This is a genomic window from Acinetobacter sp. ANC 5045, from assembly GCF_004331005.1.
Taxonomy (GTDB): Bacteria; Pseudomonadota; Gammaproteobacteria; order Pseudomonadales; family Moraxellaceae; genus Acinetobacter; species Acinetobacter towneri.
In genome coordinates, this window is sequence record NZ_SJNS01000004.1 from 1 (window position 1) to 18,568 (window position 18,568).

19 protein-coding genes are annotated in these 18,568 nt (G+C 42.2%); 9 read left to right on the forward strand and 10 right to left on the reverse strand.

Going from position 1 to position 18,568, the window contains the following annotated elements:
• Positions 1–427: 427 nt before the first annotated feature.
• From E0H79_RS04835 to E0H79_RS04845, 3 genes are read right to left on the reverse strand one after another with little or no spacing between them, the layout of a single operon-like run.
• The gene (locus tag E0H79_RS04835; protein WP_104853049.1) at positions 428–1,510 is read right to left on the reverse strand and encodes a DUF6670 family protein; all 1,083 of its coding nucleotides are present in this window, start codon (positions 1,508–1,510) and stop codon (positions 428–430) included.
• A 40-nt stretch (positions 1,511–1,550) separates the two neighbouring features.
• The gene (pssA, locus tag E0H79_RS04840; protein ID WP_004976213.1) at positions 1,551–2,375 is read right to left on the reverse strand and encodes a CDP-diacylglycerol--serine O-phosphatidyltransferase; all 825 of its coding nucleotides are present in this window, start codon (positions 2,373–2,375) and stop codon (positions 1,551–1,553) included.
• A gap of 43 nt (positions 2,376–2,418) precedes the next feature.
• Positions 2,419–3,276: a 23S rRNA (adenine(2030)-N(6))-methyltransferase RlmJ gene (locus E0H79_RS04845; RefSeq protein WP_026438537.1), complete on the reverse strand. Its 858-nt coding sequence runs from the start codon at positions 3,274–3,276 to the stop codon at positions 2,419–2,421.
• A gap of 116 nt (positions 3,277–3,392) precedes the next feature.
• On the opposite strand from E0H79_RS04845, the gene E0H79_RS04850 reads away from it, so the two are divergent.
• Positions 3,393–3,995 carry a 2OG-Fe(II) oxygenase gene (locus E0H79_RS04850; protein ID WP_131261017.1) on the forward strand — a complete coding sequence of 201 codons (603 nt, stop codon included), beginning with the start codon at positions 3,393–3,395 and terminating at the stop codon, positions 3,993–3,995.
• A gap of 96 nt (positions 3,996–4,091) precedes the next feature.
• Complete coding sequence (locus tag E0H79_RS04855; protein ID WP_131261019.1) at positions 4,092–4,619, forward strand: hypothetical protein; 528 nt, start codon at positions 4,092–4,094, stop codon at positions 4,617–4,619.
• 62 nt (positions 4,620–4,681) lie between these two features.
• Here E0H79_RS04855 and E0H79_RS04860 read toward each other — a convergent pair whose 3' ends face one another.
• The 6 genes from E0H79_RS04860 to E0H79_RS04885 form a co-directional block, all read right to left on the reverse strand.
• Positions 4,682–4,939, reverse strand: a complete 258-nt coding sequence (locus E0H79_RS04860; protein WP_026438086.1) for a DUF2789 family protein — start codon at positions 4,937–4,939, stop codon at positions 4,682–4,684.
• A gap of 164 nt (positions 4,940–5,103) precedes the next feature.
• Positions 5,104–5,352, reverse strand: a complete 249-nt coding sequence (locus E0H79_RS04865; RefSeq protein ID WP_096901745.1) for a DUF2789 family protein — start codon at positions 5,350–5,352, stop codon at positions 5,104–5,106.
• 205 nt (positions 5,353–5,557) lie between these two features.
• The gene (locus E0H79_RS04870; RefSeq protein ID WP_131261021.1) at positions 5,558–6,769 is read right to left on the reverse strand and encodes a YeeE/YedE family protein; all 1,212 of its coding nucleotides are present in this window, start codon (positions 6,767–6,769) and stop codon (positions 5,558–5,560) included.
• 240 nt (positions 6,770–7,009) lie between these two features.
• Positions 7,010–7,996 (reverse strand): malate dehydrogenase, encoded by a 987-nt coding sequence (locus E0H79_RS04875; RefSeq protein ID WP_019836931.1) that lies wholly within the window; start codon positions 7,994–7,996, stop codon positions 7,010–7,012.
• 204 nt (positions 7,997–8,200) lie between these two features.
• The gene (locus E0H79_RS04880; protein ID WP_131261023.1) at positions 8,201–8,848 is read right to left on the reverse strand and encodes a ribonuclease T2 family protein; all 648 of its coding nucleotides are present in this window, start codon (positions 8,846–8,848) and stop codon (positions 8,201–8,203) included.
• 106 nt (positions 8,849–8,954) lie between these two features.
• A complete protein-coding gene (locus E0H79_RS04885) occupies positions 8,955–10,841 on the reverse strand; it encodes a lytic transglycosylase domain-containing protein (RefSeq protein ID WP_171458208.1) in 1,887 nt (628 codons plus the stop codon).
• Between the two features lie 358 nt (positions 10,842–11,199).
• Between E0H79_RS04885 and miaB the strand changes: the two genes are divergently transcribed.
• Genes miaB through ybeY form a run of 3 tightly spaced genes read left to right on the forward strand, consistent with a single transcriptional unit; the run spans position 11,200 to position 14,293 of the window.
• Positions 11,200–12,654 (forward strand): tRNA (N6-isopentenyl adenosine(37)-C2)-methylthiotransferase MiaB, encoded by a 1,455-nt coding sequence (gene miaB, locus E0H79_RS04890; RefSeq protein WP_131261026.1) that lies wholly within the window; start codon positions 11,200–11,202, stop codon positions 12,652–12,654.
• 39 nt (positions 12,655–12,693) lie between these two features.
• Positions 12,694–13,767, forward strand: a complete 1,074-nt coding sequence (locus E0H79_RS04895; RefSeq protein WP_131261028.1) for a PhoH family protein — start codon at positions 12,694–12,696, stop codon at positions 13,765–13,767.
• A 43-nt stretch (positions 13,768–13,810) separates the two neighbouring features.
• On the forward strand, positions 13,811–14,293 hold the full coding sequence (ybeY, locus tag E0H79_RS04900; protein ID WP_004976192.1) for an rRNA maturation RNase YbeY: 483 nt from the start codon (positions 13,811–13,813) through the stop codon (positions 14,291–14,293).
• A 212-nt stretch (positions 14,294–14,505) separates the two neighbouring features.
• Here the strand turns inward: ybeY and E0H79_RS04905 are convergent, their stop codons facing one another.
• Positions 14,506–15,363, reverse strand: a complete 858-nt coding sequence (locus E0H79_RS04905) for an energy transducer TonB (RefSeq protein ID WP_171062604.1) — start codon at positions 15,361–15,363, stop codon at positions 14,506–14,508.
• A 275-nt stretch (positions 15,364–15,638) separates the two neighbouring features.
• Here E0H79_RS04905 and E0H79_RS04910 point away from each other — a divergent pair, with 275 nt between their 5' ends.
• The 4 genes from E0H79_RS04910 (at position 15,639) to E0H79_RS04925 (ending at position 18,535) form a co-directional block, all read left to right on the forward strand.
• On the forward strand, positions 15,639–16,313 hold the full coding sequence (locus E0H79_RS04910; RefSeq protein ID WP_004976182.1) for a hypothetical protein: 675 nt from the start codon (positions 15,639–15,641) through the stop codon (positions 16,311–16,313).
• Positions 16,314–16,458: 145 nt separating this feature from the next.
• Positions 16,459–17,172: a DUF3108 domain-containing protein gene (locus tag E0H79_RS04915; protein WP_004976176.1), complete on the forward strand. Its 714-nt coding sequence runs from the start codon at positions 16,459–16,461 to the stop codon at positions 17,170–17,172.
• Between the two features lie 128 nt (positions 17,173–17,300).
• Positions 17,301–17,876, forward strand: a complete 576-nt coding sequence (locus tag E0H79_RS04920) for a xanthine phosphoribosyltransferase (protein WP_004976172.1) — start codon at positions 17,301–17,303, stop codon at positions 17,874–17,876.
• A gap of 260 nt (positions 17,877–18,136) precedes the next feature.
• Positions 18,137–18,535 (forward strand): hypothetical protein, encoded by a 399-nt coding sequence (locus E0H79_RS04925; protein ID WP_131261030.1) that lies wholly within the window; start codon positions 18,137–18,139, stop codon positions 18,533–18,535.
• The last annotated feature ends 33 nt before the right edge of the window (positions 18,536–18,568 follow it).

The following is an 18,568-nucleotide window of genomic DNA, read 5'->3' on the forward strand; positions in this document are numbered from 1 at the left end:
AAATCTGGCTCATCAATTTTCTGACTTAAATTTCGCTCAAATAAACTTCGAGTAATTTAAACCAATCAATCAATGAAATATCTTCGATCAATCAATCAGTAAAAATCCACACAAGTTGTTCTTCATAATCTCTTAATGATCTTCTCAATGCTTCGTCAGCATCAAGCTAGGTCGGCTATATTACGCTTTATTTCTAAAGTGTCAACTGGTAATTTAAATTATTTTAAACTTTCTTTCTAAAACCCAACCCAGTCGATTTCAATCAAGTCATTGTTTTACCAGAAGTTTTAATCTTCATCACCGCCGATGGATGTGCATTATAGGTGAAATATTTCGCCTTGCAACCCCTCTTTTTAAGTTTTATCAGTTTTTTAATCCAAACGGTTAATTATTCAGCAAAATACTTCACTTTTCCACAAAATACTGTTTATTTCTTTTTCTTGATCATAAAAGGTTCAGGATTCATAACTACATCTGGCATTTTTTCTGGCTGATCATGTTCCTGCCATTTCAGTGCGCGGCAGTCGATATATTCACAATAGCCTCCTTCTCCTTGTTGTTGATCTCCATTTATAGCCAACTGATATTGAAAACTTCCGACATAACCTGCTGCAGCCCCAAATTTAAAATCACCACGACTCTGCGCCTGTAAATGAATTGAGGTGCCATCTTCATCTTGATAACGCCATTCAAACTCACGTGGCAAATACATACACTGACCTGTTGGCGTTTTTACTTTTGGATAAACCCGTTGAATATTAAATTGTACTTGCCCATCAAATACCCGAGTTTGCTCCGTGTTCGCATTTCGCAGATAGATTCGAGATTGCAAAATTCGATTCAACACATCACGACTTTGTAGCAATATCATTTGTTGCTGATGATTCAGATTAATCACTTGATAGCAAAAAAATGCCACAGCGAAATAAGGAAACTGGATTGAGCGGGCAAACTCAAAACTACCCAATTGCTCAATCTGAAAATGCTGATCTTTATAGCGTACACTTCCCTGACACTGACACAGCAAAGACCAATGTTCTGCCAAATTCATTCGCAATTTAGTGAAATATGAAATTGTAGAGCTTGTGGTGATCTTTAAATCAAAGCTAAGTTCGCTATCTTCACGTTGAATATGAAATTGCGGAAAGTGTCCAGTAATGCGCTCTTTATTGGCAAACTGAAAATACTCTGCAGTAAATACGCAATCATGTTGTATTGAATAATGATTGGACTGCCCCACCATGTGTGGGCTGCTACTACAAAGAATACTGGCTGTGTCTAAAGCTGAGGTTGTAATCACATTTTCAGGGCGCAGCATTGCGGTATTTAGGCTGCCCAATAAACCAATAAAGTTGAGATAATGTAAGGGTGCAGGCAAATTAGGAAGAATTAAGCCCTGATAGATAAATTTATAATGATGTTTTGGGGCGTGATAAGGCAGTTTGGCGGTTGCCGCAGGAGTTTGATTGAGTTGTTTGGAACGATCGAGAAAATCTTGAAACAGCTGCATATCAAACTCCTTGTGAGTTGATGCTTTTATGAAAGCTTAATTAACTCACTGCATTTTTTCTTGCCATAAAAGTGGTCACAAAACCTGAAAGTGCATAAATAATTGAAATCACTAAAATTCCAACAGGAATATTATAAGTCATGGCTGCAAGGATAAATACTGCGATTGGCAATACAAAAAACGGCACACGCTTACGATCAAAGGTTTTAAATGAATAATATTTAATATTGGAAATCATCAACAATCCTACTGCAATAATAATCACAGCATTGAGGATTTGTAGACCAATTTCACGAATATCATACAGTTCAGGAAAATCCCGTCCTACCCAAACCAGCGACACGATAATCAGCGCAGCCAAAGGACTTGCAACACCAATAAAGTAGCGTTTATCGACCACACCAATTTGCACATTAAAACGCGCCAAACGGAATGCGGCACAAGCCGTATAAACAAAGCAAGCCGCCAAGCCGATACGACCTAAATCATGCAAACTCCAGCTATACATCAAAATCGCAGGTGCAACACCAAAGGCGAGCATATCGGATAATGAATCAAACTGTTCGCCAAATGGACTTTGCGCACCAATCGCACGTGCCACACGACCATCTAAACCATCAAACAATGCTGCTAGAAAAATGGCATAAATCGCTTGGCTAAATTCGCCATTCATACTGGCAATAATGGAGTAAAAACCCGACAGCAAGGCTGCCGTGGTAATCAGGTTTGGCCACAGATAGATACCACGACGTTTCACCTTTTGCCCTTCACGGGTATGTTCTTCTTCCACCACTTCAAATGTAATTCCGTCATGCTCAAGATCACGGGAACTATATTCTCCTTCGGGTTTGGATGTGTTTGTCATTATTTTGTGTCCTAACTGTAACCTGAACGTCTATTTAAATTTTTTATTCGCCAACTAACCAACGCACTGCAGCATGTCCACCATGTTCTTGCATACGCAAGTGCGGGAACAACCATTGCAGGGCTTCATCTGCATCTTCAGAGAATTTCCATGGTGGATTAATCACCAATAAACCACAACCGTTTAAGCCCACAGGAGTATCGTCAGGCCACACACAAATTTCACAAATGAGTTGACGGCGAATACCTGTTTTAAACATTTTCTTTTCAAAACGTTCAATCATGGCGCGGTCTTTAATTGGATACCACACCGCAAATACGCCTGTTGGCCATTTTTTATGTGCAGCTGCCAATAATTCAACCAACTGAGGGAAATCTTTACGTTCCAATTCATACGGTGGATCAATCATCACCAAACCGCGTTTTTCTTTTGGTGGAATGACGCCCAATAAACCTTCGTAAGCATCACGCTCATGTAAACCTGCGCGTTTGTCACGAATGTTATGACGCAATTGCTGGAATACATCGCGCTGCATTTCAAAAATAGTTGCTTTGTCGATGTCACGCATACCTTGTAAAGCAAACCATGGCGAACCAGGATATGCACCTTGCCCATCCGTTTCACGCATTGCTTCAACCAGTTTTAAATACTGCTGTACGCCTTCTGGTGCCTGACGTTTGATTGAATCATCTAGTTTCACTAAACGATGAATACCATTTAAAAATTCGCCCGATTTTTGTGCAGGTGCTAAAGATAAGTCATATTTACCCGCACCGCCATGTGTATCGACATAACGATAAGGTTTATCTTTGGCATTTAAACGCGTCAGAATTTGCAGCAATAAGACGTGCTTCATGACATCGGCAAAGTTGCCTGCATGGAAATGGTGACGATAATTCATGTTTGGTTCATTCCTAAAATCAACCGCTATTTTAGCATGAAAAAAAGTTTCATTCAGGAGCTTGTATTCCTCTAAAATAACCAACTCTCAATTTCATCTTTTTCTGAGTATTTTATATGGACGCTACACTTCTCCCAAAGTCCTGGAATGTTGATCGAATTCTTGAAGATTTGGATCAACATGGTTTTGCAATAATTGATGATGCTTATTCACCCGAATATCAACAACAATTGCTGCTAGAGTGTAGTCAAAATTTAGATCAGTTTCGTGAAGCCGCCATTCAAAATGGTGTGGTCAGCAATATTCGTAGCGATCATATTTTATGGATTCATGAAAACTTAAGCACAGCCCATCAACATACCCAAACGCTTTTAGCCTTAGCCGAGCAATTCAATCAGGCATTTTATTTGGGTATTCGTGAAGTCGAAGCACATTTTGCCAGTTATCAAACTGGGTCCTTTTACGCCTTGCACCGTGACAACCCTCAACAGAAAAATGATCGGGTGATTTCTGCCGTTTATTATTTGCACAGTGAATGGCAGCCTGACTGGGGTGGTCAGCTCCGCCTGCAAGATAAACACGACCAATGGCATATTATTGAACCATCACCGAACCGTTTAGCCATTTTTCAAAGTGATTTATTGCATGAGGTTTTGCCTGCCAAGCAACAACGCTTGTCTATCACAGCGTGGTTACGCAGTGGCAATGCGCTTTGGTAAATTTGCTAGAAATGCTTGCAGTTTTTCCAGTGCTTTGGCTTTAAAAGCTCAAATCTGCCCCGATGTATAGCCCATATTGCAACAAGGAATTCACCAATGCGCCATTCGACTCAACAACTTATTCAACGTATTGGTGAAACCGACCAACTTTTTTTACAAGGCAATACGCCTGAATTGGCATTAGAACGTGCCGATTTACGCTTACAATTGGTGAGTTTGAGCGAGTTACGCCAAGAACAGATTTACTTTTTGCAAGAAGCCATTGTGCTGTTGGAACAAGGTCGGATTGAATTTGAAGAAATGCCAGTGACGTTATATATCAATTTGTCTTTGCATTTGGCCAAAGCCTATATGATGTATTTTGAGCTGACCCGCGATGCAAAATACGCCTTAATTACCCAACAAATTTTAAAAGCCATGACTCATTATGCACATGGAGATATTTTCTTTTTCTTGGCTTATGCCAGCGCCAGTAAAAATGAAAGTGCACTGTGTCGCCACTGGTTAGGCAAGTACAGTAAAACTGCCGAATTTGATTTGGAACTCTTACAAATTCACCCTGCCTTTAACGCCTATCAAACCGAAGTCTGGTTTAAACAAATTCTCAAAAGCAGAATGCATTAAAAAAACGCCTCGTTCTGAGGCGTTTTTAATGAAAACATATTAAATATGACGATGACTTAAACCTAAACAGCTTGTAAACGATAAGCATCTAAATGCAATTGTTGATTGAGTTCATCAATCCAAATGGCCCAATCATCGTCTTGTACCAAATGACTGATTAAAAATTCACGTTGTGATTTATTCCAAAACGGCGCTTCATGTAAATTAATATGTGCAGGTAATTGATGCGTACGTACATACAGTTCAATGGCTGCAGGGCTGCTGGCTAAACCGAGTTGGCTGAATAACATGGCTAATGATGGAGTATTTTGCATGAGCACCTTGCCCCCTTTTATTAGTTTCGTTGTAATTCCTTATTCAACCAACTTATAACACTTTGTATAAAAAACCCAGTCTTCCGACTGGGTTTGTTGTATCTTTTTGTGAGCACGCAGTTTACTGGCTCTTTTTAGATGAAAAGTATTTGATTTAACTTAAATACCGATTAAACACTCGGGTGTTGATCACTATGCAATTGCTCATTTAAGGTTTCAATCACAATGGCCCAATCATCATCTTTTTTCCAGTGACTTTGCAAAAATTGGCGCTGCCCTTCCGTCCAAAACTCAGCACAGTGTAATTTGGTTTCTGCAGGTAATTGATGCTCACGAATAAATTGATCAATTGCTGCATCGTCTGCATCCAGACCCAATTGTTGAAATAACAGTTCTAAAGTCGGTTGTTGGTCAAACATGGCATCCTCCTTTGATTCGTCTTGTACTTTTAATGACCTTAACCTGCTTTGAGCCACAATTCAGCAGCAGCCGAGTTGCAGCATGTTATTTTTTGTACGATGCGATATACCTAAAGCATCCCACTCAATATTCTTAACACGATGACAGGCAACAAAAAAGCCAGTCAATGTAAACCGACTGGCTTTCATCTACTTAAATTAAAAGTTAGCAACCTGTTAGTTTTTCAGGCTGTGGCTTTTCATTTGGAAAGAAGATTGGGCGCAATTTCACACCAATGGCATTCCCCATAAATGCAAATACTAGCCATAACCAACCATGCACACTGCCCGAAGCAATTCCGCTAAAGTATGCGCCAATGTTACAACCGTAGGCCAAACGTGCACCATAACCAAGTAATAAGCCACCTATAACAGCCGCAACCAGTGAACGGCGTGGAATATTAAAGTTCGGGGCAAATTTTCCAGCCAAACTTGCAGCAAGCAATGCACCCAACATAATGCCAAAATTCATCATAGAGGTGATGTCATGCCACAATGAATTTGCCAATGCTTTAGCATTGCCTGACTGCTGCCAATAATCCCAAGCGCTTACATCTACACCCGCAAAAACAGCAACTTTTGCAGCCCAAACTGCAAGCGCAGAAGTCACGCCCCACGGACGACCAGCCAATACCAAGGTAGCAAAATTCAGCAGCGTTAAAATAAGCCCACCCCAAATTAACGGCCAAGGACCTTTGAGGAAACGCTTCCAACCATGGTACTGACTTTGCGGCTCGACTTCTAAACTGCCATGACGTTTCTTTTCAAAAAACACGGTTGCGGCAGCAATCACAGCAAAAATAACAAAGCTTAGAATAAGAGCAGGAATCACCCCAAAACTTTCGACAATCGAGATTGGCGCCAAATGCGGCAGATTAAACCACCAATCTAAATGCGAAGTGGCAATCAGTGAACCTAAGCAGAAGAAAAATAGCGTAACCAACATACGCGCACTGCCACCGCCTACCGTGTATAGCGTACCCGATGCACAGCCACCCCCCAACTGCATGCCAATACCAAAAATAAAAGCACCAATCATGACCGACATCGACACAGGATTGACATTGCCCTTGACGGGATTGCCAAACAACTCACCTGCACCTAAAGCAGGAAAGAACAACAACACCGCCAAGCCCAGCATAATCATTTGAGCCCGCAAACCACGACCACGACGTTCTTTAATAAACACACGCCAGCTAGAAGTAAAACCAAAAGAGGCGTGATACAACGTCATCCCCAAAGCACCACCAATTAAAAATAACAGTGCTTGATTTAGACCCACGATTTGATAGGCGCCGATAGTACCGACAACAAGTAAGATAAAAGCCACCCAAACCGAAACATTCGATCTATGGGCACTTGCAACAATAACTGACATGACAGAGAGAAGATTTGAAAAAGGAAACCCGCGTATTCTAAGCAATTTCCCCTACCGTGCAGGTCAATCGACCTATTTTATAGTCGCTTATCCATTCTGATATTTGATAAGCAATATGAGCTTAGCTGATGATAGGCTTTTAATTGCAAAGATAAAATCAAGCGCAAAAAAATGCCAGTCAACTTTTAGGTTGACTGGCATCACTCCCGAAGGAGTTTTAACTTAATCTAGCAGATTAAATTATTTAATCATGTCAGCAATTGCTGCGCGTTCTTCTTCAAGTTCGTTTAACGTGAAGTTGATACGCTCACGGCTGAACTCGTCGATTTCAAGACCTTGAACGATTTTGTATTCGCCATTTTCGCAAGTTACAGGGAAACCGAACATTACGCCTTCAGGAATACCGTAAGAACCGTCAGAAGGAATACCCATAGTTACCCATTCGCCGTTTGTGCCAAGCGCCCAATCACGCATGTGGTCAATTGCAGCGTTTGCAGCAGATGCAGCAGAAGATAAACCACGTGCTTCGATGATCGCAGCGCCACGCTTACCAACTGTAGGAAGGAATACGTCTTTGTTCCATTCAGCATCGTTGATTTTGTCTTTTAAGCTTTCTCCATTTGCAGTTGCAAAACGGTAATCAGCATACATTGTTGGAGAGTGGTTACCCCAAACTGTCATTGTTTTGATGTCAGAAACAGCAACGCCAGCTTTTTGAGCAAGTTGAGTTAACGCGCGGTTGTGGTCAAGACGTAACATTGCTGTGAAGTTTTTCGCTGGAAGATCTGGAGCAGATTTCATTGCGATGTAAGCATTCGTGTTCGCTGGGTTACCAACAACTAGAACTTTAACATCACGGCTAGCAACTTCGTTAAGTGCTTGACCTTGACCAATAAAGATTTCACCGTTTACTTTAAGAAGGTCAGCACGCTCCATACCAGGACCACGTGGACGAGAACCAACCAATAACGCGTAGTCAGCATCTTTAAATGCCACTTTAGGATCATCAGTACCGATCATGCCAGCCAATAATGGGAAAGCACAGTCGTCAAGTTCCATCATTACGCCTTTAAGCGCAGCTTGAGCTTTCTCAAAAGGAACTTCTAATAATTGAAGGATAACTGGTTGGTCTTTACCCAACATTTCACCGCTAGCGATACGGAATAATAGGCTGTAACCAATTTGACCAGCAGCGCCAGTAACGGCAACGCGAACAGGTTGCTTCATGTAATTATCTCCAATTGAGAGGATAGTCAATGCGATTAAATAGCTGTTCTATCTAATCTTAATAATCATAAACGCGAAAGATTGTACTCCAATCATTCAGCGGATGCATGCAAAAGCGCATCAAATTCCACAAAAGTCTGATAGAAAATATGAATAAAATTTCTCAAAAAGCTTAAAATTCAGAAATTACAGTCACCTAGCAAACTAGTAAGAACCTTTAATGACAAACTGATTCGGGCAATTTGATTCAATCGCTGCACCGCACTGCTTATAGCGTCCTGCGGTGTTATAACAAATTTTGATTTCAGTTAAATAACTTTTACCTTGATGGTTAGAGCACTGAAAATGCACGCTTTTTGATGACATACCTGAATTGGACTTGAGAAACAAACTCCGTAGTTGTGACAATTGCACCGTCTGCGTGTCTTGGCCTGTCAATACCGAAGGCACGTTCATCCGATCTGCATTATTAATAATCATGCGAAAATACTGACTGGCATTCATGGGCACACAGCCGCCAATACCTTGCCACAATTGTATCCGTGCAGCTTCATCAGGCATGACTCGCGCCACTACCTTCGCTTGTAGCGGCGGTAACTTTGCCGATGACTGAGTGCTGCACTCACGCGCAGCAACTTCAGGATATAAGCCTTCAATATTCAGTGAGTAGCCTTCTAAACATTTACGCTTTTTGCTTTTGCTCGAATCGATTAAACACACGGCGGGCGTCATTTGCACGGACATCACATAGCCTTGCACGGGGGCAGAAAATGTATTTTGCGTACACAAAACCAAAGCTGTACCACTCAAACCGAGCAATGTAACTTGAATTGGCTGTAAAACTGTACTCATCCACATTTTCAATGCTTCAGCCCCCTAAATTCTTATACACCCAATGACTCACGCATCTATATATCAACACGCATGATCATCTAACTGTATCACTTGTAACATTTTCCTAAGGTGTATTCCGAGATGGAATATGTTGCATACGGCTACTCATTGATTGTCCACCCTGCCCCAACAGCACACCATAGTGCGTGGCATTGGTCATGACATGCTTGACATAGTCACGTGTTTCCAACAAAGGAATGCTTTCAGTATATTGGTCTGCCGCAATTTGCTGAAACTCGGGCTGCCAACGGCGTGCACGGTTCGGGCCTGCGTTATAACCCGCTGTAGCGAGTACTGGACTATTGCTTAATTGTCTGTGAATGGTCGACAAATAAAATGTGCCATAACGAATATTGGTATTCATATCACTTAACGCGGCAGGATTATAAGTTTCACCCATTTGTCGTGCAACCAGACGCGCTGTATCGGGCATGATTTGCATGAGCCCACCTGCGCCGACATGCGAACGCGCAGTGGTATTAAAACGGCTTTCCTGACGCATCAGTCCATAAGCCCAAGCAGGATCGATACCTGCATTTTGACTGTGGCTCACCACATAATTACGATGTGGCATAGCATAACGGTAACTATAGTTGTGCTTATTCACAGTACGATCTGCTGCATAAATGGCACGATCATACCAACCCATATCGGTCGCACGCTTAGCCGCTGCTAAAATCAAACCATCATCCTGTCTTAAATACGCCTGACGTACCGCCCAGTTCCATTCACGGTTGATATAATTGGCAGGTGCATTAATTTCACGCAAGGCAAAGGCACGGTTAAAGTGAATATCCTGATTTAAACGCTGTAAATCATTGGTTGTCGGCTGGCTATTTACTGGAATGGCATTGTAACGCTGCCCAAGACGATCTTTTGCTAATAAGTTGTGATAATCATCGCCCTGTGCCAACTGTTTATAAATATTTTGCGCGCTGCGTTTCGATGCTGCATCACCACGTTGTTCTGAGGCACGAGCCAACCAGTATTGCCAACGGTCTTCTTGTTTCTGAGTCACACTCATGCTGTCTACTGCACGAATCACACTTTCCCATGCACCAAAGCGGATGGCCTGTCGGGCATAGATTTCTGCTTCTTCGGGGCTAAATGGCAAGCCATAACTGGCATCTAAGGCGCTTAACACTTCACGGTTGAAATTATTTTTCATCACCGTGGTGCCACCAATATAGCCTACTGCACGGTGCAACGATTTTTGTACGGCATCGGGTGTACCCTCTGCGCTCCGTTTTAGTGAAGACAAGGCCGAATCCAGATCACTGTCAGCCAAACGACCTATGGCATAAATTAAATAAGCGTGATCTTCATTGCTGGCTTTTGGGGCCGACCATAAATAATTCAGTGGATTGGCCTGAATACTGTTCAGTTGTGCCAAACTCAGATTCATACCTAAACTTTGCGCAGTCGCCAAAGCTTGCCCGGACTGCCCTGCACGCAGTTGTCCCCACAAACGCTGCTGCTTGTCTTGCTGAGTCATAATTGGACTAGAGAGCATCATTCGACCTAGACCTGTACAAGATTCAGGTTGTGAGTTCGTGGTCAACCAAACATCTTTAAATTCCGCGACCACCAAAGGATCACCCGAACGGGTACGAACTTGTGCCATGGCACAGCTTTCGGCCTGATCAGCATTACTCACATAGGCAAGCACAGGTTGTGCACTGCTAAAATCGGCCTGTTTCACTTTTTCTTCGATGTAATCGGCTGCGAGTTTTTCTGCCATCGCTGATTGTGGATGGCGCTGTGCAAACTGAACAATTGCACTGGCAGGTTGCATGCCCAAATTGGTGTTCAATGCCCAGTATTCAGGATAGTAGCCCAAAACATCATTTTGCATGGCATATTGATACTGCTGCAATAAATCGACATCACCTGAATTGGCGGCACGTAACGCATCATTGAACTGTTCATTTGCCGCATGCGTACTTGCCATGACTGCAAACGAAACAAGGCTCAAAGCAAGCTTTTTAGCTAAATTATTATTTTGTTTCATCATTTGCAGCATTCGCTTGCTTTCGGTCATTTACTTCCGCCTCGAGGTCCGCATCTCATCTTTAGGTTTAGTTTAATTAGTCTAGAACCGCAGTTGTGTTCTGTTATGTAACCTTCTGATTAGACACTATTAATCTTAGAACTCATGTTCAAACAAATTTCTTCATATTTCAATCAGCTGTTGTGCTGATTTAAGGCTGTCAGTTTAGCGTGAATTCCTGCTAAAATATGCGCCTTTCTTTTGTCTAATGACGTTTATTTTTTTAAACGATTTAGTGAACTATCTCTTAGGAGCCTACATGACGGTTCAAACCTTCATCCCCAATGGTGCCCAAGCTGCCTCAGAAAACACTGTTACCCAGCCACAGCACACCCCAGCCGACGGTTCAGTTAAAAAACTGTATATCGAAACGCAAGGGTGTCAGATGAATGAGTATGACAGTCACCGTATGGCAGACCTTTTGGGCGACTCGCACGGCTATGTGCTGACCAGCAACCCTGCCGATGCCGATATTTTGCTCATGAACACCTGTTCAATTCGTGAAAAAGCCCAAGAAAAAGTATTTTCTGAATTAGGACGTTGGCGCAAGCTTAAAGAAAAAAATCCTGATTTGGTCATTGGTGTAGGCGGTTGCGTGGCTTCTCAAGAAGGCGACAACATTCAAAAACGCGCACCGTATGTGGATATGATTTTTGGCCCACAAACCTTGCACCGTTTGCCACAAATGCTTGATCAGCACCACGATCAAGTTGAAAAACCAAAGAAAGAAAAAATCAAACTGGTGGATATTTCTTTCCCAGACATCGAAAAATTCGACTTTTTACCTGAACCGCGTGTTGAAGGGTTTAAAGCTTTTGTGTCGATTATGGAAGGCTGTTCAAAATACTGTTCTTTCTGCGTAGTGCCTTACACGCGCGGTGAAGAAGTTTCACGTCCTTTAGATGATGTCTTAGCTGAAATTGCGACTTTGGCCGAAAAAGGCGTGCGTGAAATTAGCTTGCTCGGTCAAAACGTAAATGGCTATCGCGGTGAAACTTTTGACGGTAAAATTTGTACTTTTTCCGATTTACTGCGTTTGGTTGCCGAAGTACCTGGCATTGGACGAATTCGCTACACCACATCACACCCGCTTGAATTTAATGATGATTTGATTCAATGCTACCGTGATTTACCGCAAATGGTGTCGCATTTACACTTGCCTGTGCAAAGTGGTTCGAATGATGTGTTACAAGCCATGAAACGTAACCACACCATTGATGTGTATATCGACAAGATTGCCAAGTTACGTAAAGTACGCCCAGACATGCACTTATCTAGCGACTTTATTATTGGCTTCCCGGGTGAAACCGATCAAAACTTTGAAGAAACTTATCAGTTTATTCAAGATATGGATTTTGACCATTCTTATAGTTTTATCTACTCAAAACGTCCGGGAACACCTGCATCGGAACTCGAAGACACCACCCCTGAAGATGTTAAAAAAGAGCGTTTGGTCAAAGTTCAGCAATGGATCAAACAATCTAGTATTGATAAGACCGATGCCATGCTTGGGACGGTACAACGTGTCCTAATTGAAAATGTTTCCGACAAAGACCCGAACATTTTAGTGGGTACGGCCGACAATACACGTTTAGTAACATTTATTGGTGACCCTGCTTGGGTCGGACGCTTTGCGGAGATTGAGATTACCGAGATTAAAACTTTGAATTTAGTTTACGGTGAACTCTTGAATCTTGAGCCTGACGTGGCGTAATGTAGGAGCTAAAGTCCAATAACAGATTAAGGAATTCTCTTGACTGCAGCGATTCGACGTACAGTAACTTTTCCTGGCATTTCAATGGAACGTCTAAAAAGCATGCTCGGTGCTTATAACGGACATTTGAAACAAATCGAACAACGTCTAGACGTCCAAATTTCTCATCGTGGTGACGCCTTTTTTATAGATGGGGAAATTGATGCAGTTGAACGAGCCGAAACGCTCTTGCAACGCCTGCATGAAGAAGCGGAAAGCTCTGCACAAATTAGTGCAGACACGCTCCACATGATGATTCAGGGCAGTCAGACTGACCGTGAATTACAATCGGATGATGGGCAAGAGCATACTGGATTGGATGCTGTTTGGTTGCAAACCCGCAAAGGGCGCATTAATCCACGCGGTGCCAACCAAAAGCGTTATGTGCAACGTATTTTGCAAAGTGATATTTCATTTGGTATTGGCCCTGCAGGTACGGGTAAAACCTATTTGGCTGTTGCCGCTGCCGTAGATATGTTGGAACGCAATGAAATCCAGCGGATTCTATTGGTGCGCCCTGCGGTTGAAGCGGGTGAAAAACTGGGCTTCTTACCGGGTGATTTAACCCAGAAAATTGACCCGTATTTGCGTCCCCTTTATGATGCCCTGTATGAAATGCTCGGCTTTGAAAAAGTTGCTAAGCTGATTGAACGTCAAGTGATTGAAGTTGCACCACTGGCGTATATGCGTGGTCGTACCCTCAACCACTCTTTTGTGATTTTGGATGAAGCCCAGAACACCACGCCTGAACAGATGAAGATGTTCCTGACCCGTTTAGGGTTTGGTTCACGTGCAGTGATTACCGGTGATGTGACTCAGGTGGATTTACCACGTGGTCAGCAGTCTGGTCTGGCACATGCCTTACGTGTGATTGATAAAATCCCTGAAATTCATATTACTCGTTTCCATTCTCGTGATGTCGTGCGTCACCAGCTGGTTCAGAAAATTGTTGAAGCCTATGAAGGCTGGGACAGTGAGCAACAGCGTTTAAGTGCCGAAGCGCGTGCAGAACGTAAAGCGCGCCAGGAAGCATTAATTACGGAAAATGATGCCGCAGCAGATGCACAGCACTAATCGCTGTGCGCTCTGCAACCTACTGAAGTATTAAGGATTCATTTTGAAATTAAGTCTCAGCCTGCAACAGGACATTCAAGCGCCTGAGCTGGTGTTAAAACGTGCCTATCTGAAAAAAGTAGTCGAAACCACTTTAAGACATATAGACACCCAAAGTGATTGTGAAATTGGAATTGCCTGTGTCGATCATGCCGAAAGTCACAAGCTCAATCTGGAATATCGCAAAAAAGACAAATCTACCAACGTCTTGTCTTTCCCAAGCGATTTACCCGATGAAATGGCACAAGTTTTGCCGAGCTTCCCTATTGGGGATTTGGTAATTTGTATTCCTGTGGTTTTACAGGAAGCTGCAGAACAAGCCAAAACACCATTAGCGCATTTCACTCACATGCTAGTACATGGCACGCTGCACCTTATGGGCTATGATCATGAAACCTCAGATGAGGATGCCGAAGAAATGGAAGCTTTAGAAGTTGAGATTCTTGCCAAGTTGGGTTTGGATAATCCATACATGGAAAGAGATTGAATTTTAAGTTTTAGAAAATCATAAAAATAGCGGGCTAAGGCTCGCTTTTTTGTTTAAAACTACTCCCTCCCAATGGGAGGGAGAACATTCATTAGAGTCCCATGATTGCTAAATACCAGAAGAACATTGCTGCGTAAAGCAGAGAGTAGATTCTTGTTACTTGTCCACAAAGTCCTCTCTCCCTTTGGGAGAGAGCCAGAGAGAGGGAAAAACTAGCGCACCTCAAACTCAGCTTCAGCAGGGTCAAAACGCCACGTCCGTACAATCCGCAATTCAGAAATATCTTTCATTTTGGCATCAAATGCACCAAAAGGTGCGGCTTTACGCACCGAAGCTTTGGCTGCTTCATCTAGCATGGCATGTCCTGAACTTTCAATTAAACGAATGGCACGAATCCCACCATTGTTGTTCAAAATCACCATTAAACGTACTTCGCCTGCCAAATTCTGTGCTTTGGCTTGTTCTGGATAATAACGGTTACCATAAAATTCGACTTTTTGACGGAATTTTTCCATATAACCAGCGGTGTTGTCTTGCTTGGCCTGAATCCCATCGATGGTTTTAATTTTTTGCTGACGGCTAAAATTTTGTTGGCGTTGTAAATATTGCGCTTCAATACTGGCGACCATGGCAGCCTTAGCTTGGAATTGGCTATTCAACTCCTGCATGGCTTTTTTGCGCTGATTTTCTGCAGCCTGTTTTTGCCAACTGAGCGTGGTCATCAATACTTTTTCTTCAAAGTTTAATTCACGCTGTTGCTGCATACGCTCTAAACTTTCCAATTGCTGCTCCCCTGCACTTTGTTCAGTCATGGGTGCAGGCATATCACTCGACATGCGATGTTCTTCACGGAACGTACCTGAACCTTGCTGATCGGCTTGGGCTAAGAAATCTGCATCTTCAACTTTTGCATCGCTCATGCGTACCGATACCGCAATCTCTTTGACCGCAGCATCGCTTTGTTGCGGTGCAGCAAACTGCACGGCCAAAATTAATGCGTGCAATACAGCAGCCACCAGCAACGCTGCAGCAAAAATAGGATCTTTCCACCAATCTTGCGTAGAAGGCATCAATTGAATTTTTTTTAGCATCACATTAATCCGACAAAACGTCTGATTCCCCAAGCCGCCAAATGCGGTATAAACTAAAGAGCATATTACTTTGCTCAGTTTTTGCTTTTCTGCAAAACTGCGAAGTTCATCAAAAAGCTGACTACTGAGCCTTAAAATCTTAAAAATGGTGCAACTTATTTTGCTAAACTGCAAGCTTCTATGCCTGTATTTTTAATACAATTCGACAAAATATTTGTATCTGTAAAGAATGAATGAACGACTTGGACGGCCGTATGCAAACCCTGATCACCAATATCTCTCAACGTATCCGTCAAGTGTACCAAAAAGCGGAAGGATTTATTGAGGATGAACGTGAATTTCCATTATCTCAGGTCTTCTTAAATGCGACTTTTCAGCGCTTTGTGACCGATAATGTGAAAATGTTGCAAGATCTGCACGCAGACTTACACGACGACTGGTTACGTCTTTATGCAACCCTAGATTACAACGGCTTGAACATCACTCTGTCTGTCGATTTAAAATTAGTACAGATGGAATTGAATAAAGATACTCAGCTGATTGTGTTTGAACAAATTAGTGACACACAGGTGATTGAAGCAAGTTATCCAAGTTTTTTGCATAAAATCGCTGTGAAGTGCGCTTTATTTTACTATCAAAAAATACGCAATGATGACCCTTTAGGCATGATTTTAGAAAAACTCAAAGTCATTAAAGTCAAAGATGATTTGCTGCATTTAGATTTAAATCGCTGGTTGGGCAAAAGCCGCTCTATCATTGACACACTCAGCAAAGTTCATGTGAATCATGCGGTATTACGTGAAGCGGAATTGGTGCTCACTGGCAACGTCAATTTAACGGCGTTGTTCCGCAAAATGTCTGAAGAAAGACTAGAAGATGTGGAAGAATCTCTTGCAGATACGCAAGTCACACCGCTGAAACAAAAATAAAGCTAAGCTGAAACTTTAGAAGAGAATACATACAGGAAAACTACACAAGCCGCATAATTCCTAATTTTCTCTTCATATTCAACGCGTATAATGGCAACAAGCAAGCAAATTGCATCTCCCTACATACAGAGGAAATATCTCAGCAATGGCAAATCATGTATTGAAAAAAATGGGTATGGCAGCCGGTGTGTCTACAGCACTGTTTTTGGCTGGTTTCTCTAGCCAAACATTTGCCATGAGTCCTTTCCAAGCCAGTTATCAATTTAACTACAATGGTAAAAACTTAGGTTCTGCAACACGTACTTTAAGCCAAACAGGTAACCAATGGAGTTATGTGTTTGCTGCCAAAGCAGGCGTGATTGCCTCTGCTACAGAAACTAGCCGTTTTAGTTTTAATAATGGCAAAATTGGCTCATCTAGCTTTAGCCGCAGCAGTAAGATTTTGGTGCATAACAACACCATGAGTATTAACTTCAATCCTTCGGCGAAAACCATTAACACCAAAAAGGACAGCGACACCCGTTCTTTTGCGTGGAAAGCGGGCGTGTTGGATGAGTTGAATGCGGAACTGCAAATCCGTGAAGACTTAAAAAGTGGCGGTTTAAAATCGAGCTACTATATTGCCGATAATAAAGAGGTGGAATCACGTCGCTTTATTAAGCAAGGTTCAGAAAAAATCAAAACCAGTTATGGTACTTTTGATACCATTAAAGTGGTGCTGAAACACAACAAACCAAACCGTGATACGATTTTCTGGTTGGCACCAAAACTTGACTACTTGCCTGTCAAAGTTACCCACCAAGACAAAGACAAGTCTTATGGATTATTACTCACAGGCTATAAAGGCCCGACCAACTAATTTAGAATATAACTACTGAGCAAAGCTTGGCAGTTATTCACCATTTGGTAAATTGTTCTTGCATTTTTTCAGGTGCTTTTTAAAATACGCTTTTGCTTTGAAAAGCACCTGCTCTTGAGGATTCTCCCGTGCATGCACTAGAACAGAAAATTTTAGCCGAAGGTATCGTTCTATCTGAAGCGGTTCTAAAAGTCGACTCTTTCTTAAACCATCAAATTGACCCTGTGATGATGCAGCAAATTGGTCAAGAATTTGCGCGTTTGTTTAAAGATGCAGGCATCACCAAAATTATTACCATCGAAGCTTCTGGCATTGCACCAGCTGTGATGGCAGGTTTAGAGCTTGGCGTACCTGTAATTTTTGCACGTAAATATCAATCTTTAACCTTAAAAGATGATTTATACCGCTCTAAAGTATTTTCATTTACCAAGCAAACTGAAAGCACGATTGCCATTTCAAACAAACATATCAGCGCGAGCGACAAAGTCTTGGTGATTGATGACTTTTTGGCAAATGGTCAAGCTGCACTTGGTTTGGCAGATTTAATCCATCAAGCGAATGCAGAAGTCGTGGGTATTGGGATTGTGATTGAAAAATCATTCCAACCGGGTCGTGAATTATTGCTTGAAAAAGGCTATCGTGTTGAATCATTGGCACGGGTAAAGTCTTTGGCAAACGGTACAGTTGAATTTGTACGCGATTAAGGTCGATGAAAACTGATGTTGTTTCATCATTTTGTCCTGTGATCAAAGAGTGCTGAGGCGCTCTTTTTTATGCTTTTTTTAAACTTAAACAACTCATTTACATATATTTTATTTACAAAATAGCCGCGCTACGCCATTCTGCACTTGAAATAACAGTGATTCAGCAGTCTAGTTTTTCTGATTGCAGCTCTAGACAGCACTTTTTTAGATCGTCTGCGTGCATTGATGCATGCGGCATGAGCATAAGGCAATTTACAGTCATGACACAAGACAATCCGTTGATGGACCACAGTATAGTCTGTCCGAAATGTGGTTCAACTCAAGTTGAAAAACGCAACCATGAACAAAACTTACAAAAAATTGGTGGCGTGTTATTAGGCTCTGCAGGAACGGCAGCAGGTACAGTAGGCGGCGCAGCTTCAGGAGCTTCTATTGGTGCGGCAATCGGTACTGCCGCAGGACCATTGGGCGTAATTATGGGCGGAACGATTGGCACGTTTGTCGGAGCAATTAGTGTGGGAATCACAGGCGGTTTTCTTGGGCATCGCTTTGGTAAAAAAGCAGGTGTAATTGTCGATCAGAATATTTTTCTAGATTTTCAATGCCTCAAGTGCAAACACCGCTTTAAAGAAAAAGTTGAAACAGCCAAGCAGCTCTAAATAGCCCTAAATCAATTTCAAAAAAAGTGCTGC

Coding starts and splice junctions, on each gene's coding strand:
- E0H79_RS04835 (WP_104853049.1), bottom strand. CDS start 1,510: ATGCAGCTGTTTCAAGATTTTCTCGATCGTTCCAAACAACTCAATCAA.
- pssA (WP_004976213.1), bottom strand. CDS start 2,375: ATGACAAACACATCCAAACCCGAAGGAGAATATAGTTCCCGTGATCTT.
- E0H79_RS04845 (WP_026438537.1), bottom strand. CDS start 3,276: ATGAATTATCGTCACCATTTCCATGCAGGCAACTTTGCCGATGTCATG.
- E0H79_RS04850 (WP_131261017.1), top strand. CDS start 3,393: ATGGACGCTACACTTCTCCCAAAGTCCTGGAATGTTGATCGAATTCTT.
- E0H79_RS04855 (WP_131261019.1), top strand. CDS start 4,092: ATGCGCCATTCGACTCAACAACTTATTCAACGTATTGGTGAAACCGAC.
- E0H79_RS04865 (WP_096901745.1), bottom strand. CDS start 5,352: ATGTTTGACCAACAACCGACTTTAGAACTGTTATTTCAACAATTGGGT.
- E0H79_RS04870 (WP_131261021.1), bottom strand. CDS start 6,769: ATGTCAGTTATTGTTGCAAGTGCCCATAGATCGAATGTTTCGGTTTGG.
- E0H79_RS04875 (WP_019836931.1), bottom strand. CDS start 7,996: ATGAAGCAACCTGTTCGCGTTGCCGTTACTGGCGCTGCTGGTCAAATT.
- E0H79_RS04880 (WP_131261023.1), bottom strand. CDS start 8,848: ATGAGTACAGTTTTACAGCCAATTCAAGTTACATTGCTCGGTTTGAGT.
- E0H79_RS04885 (WP_171458208.1), bottom strand. CDS start 10,841: ATGGCAAGTACGCATGCGGCAAATGAACAGTTCAATGATGCGTTACGT.
- miaB (WP_131261026.1), top strand. CDS start 11,200: ATGACGGTTCAAACCTTCATCCCCAATGGTGCCCAAGCTGCCTCAGAA.
- E0H79_RS04905 (WP_171062604.1), bottom strand. CDS start 15,363: ATGCCTTCTACGCAAGATTGGTGGAAAGATCCTATTTTTGCTGCAGCG.
- E0H79_RS04910 (WP_004976182.1), top strand. CDS start 15,639: ATGCAAACCCTGATCACCAATATCTCTCAACGTATCCGTCAAGTGTAC.
- E0H79_RS04915 (WP_004976176.1), top strand. CDS start 16,459: ATGGCAAATCATGTATTGAAAAAAATGGGTATGGCAGCCGGTGTGTCT.
- E0H79_RS04925 (WP_131261030.1), top strand. CDS start 18,137: ATGACACAAGACAATCCGTTGATGGACCACAGTATAGTCTGTCCGAAA.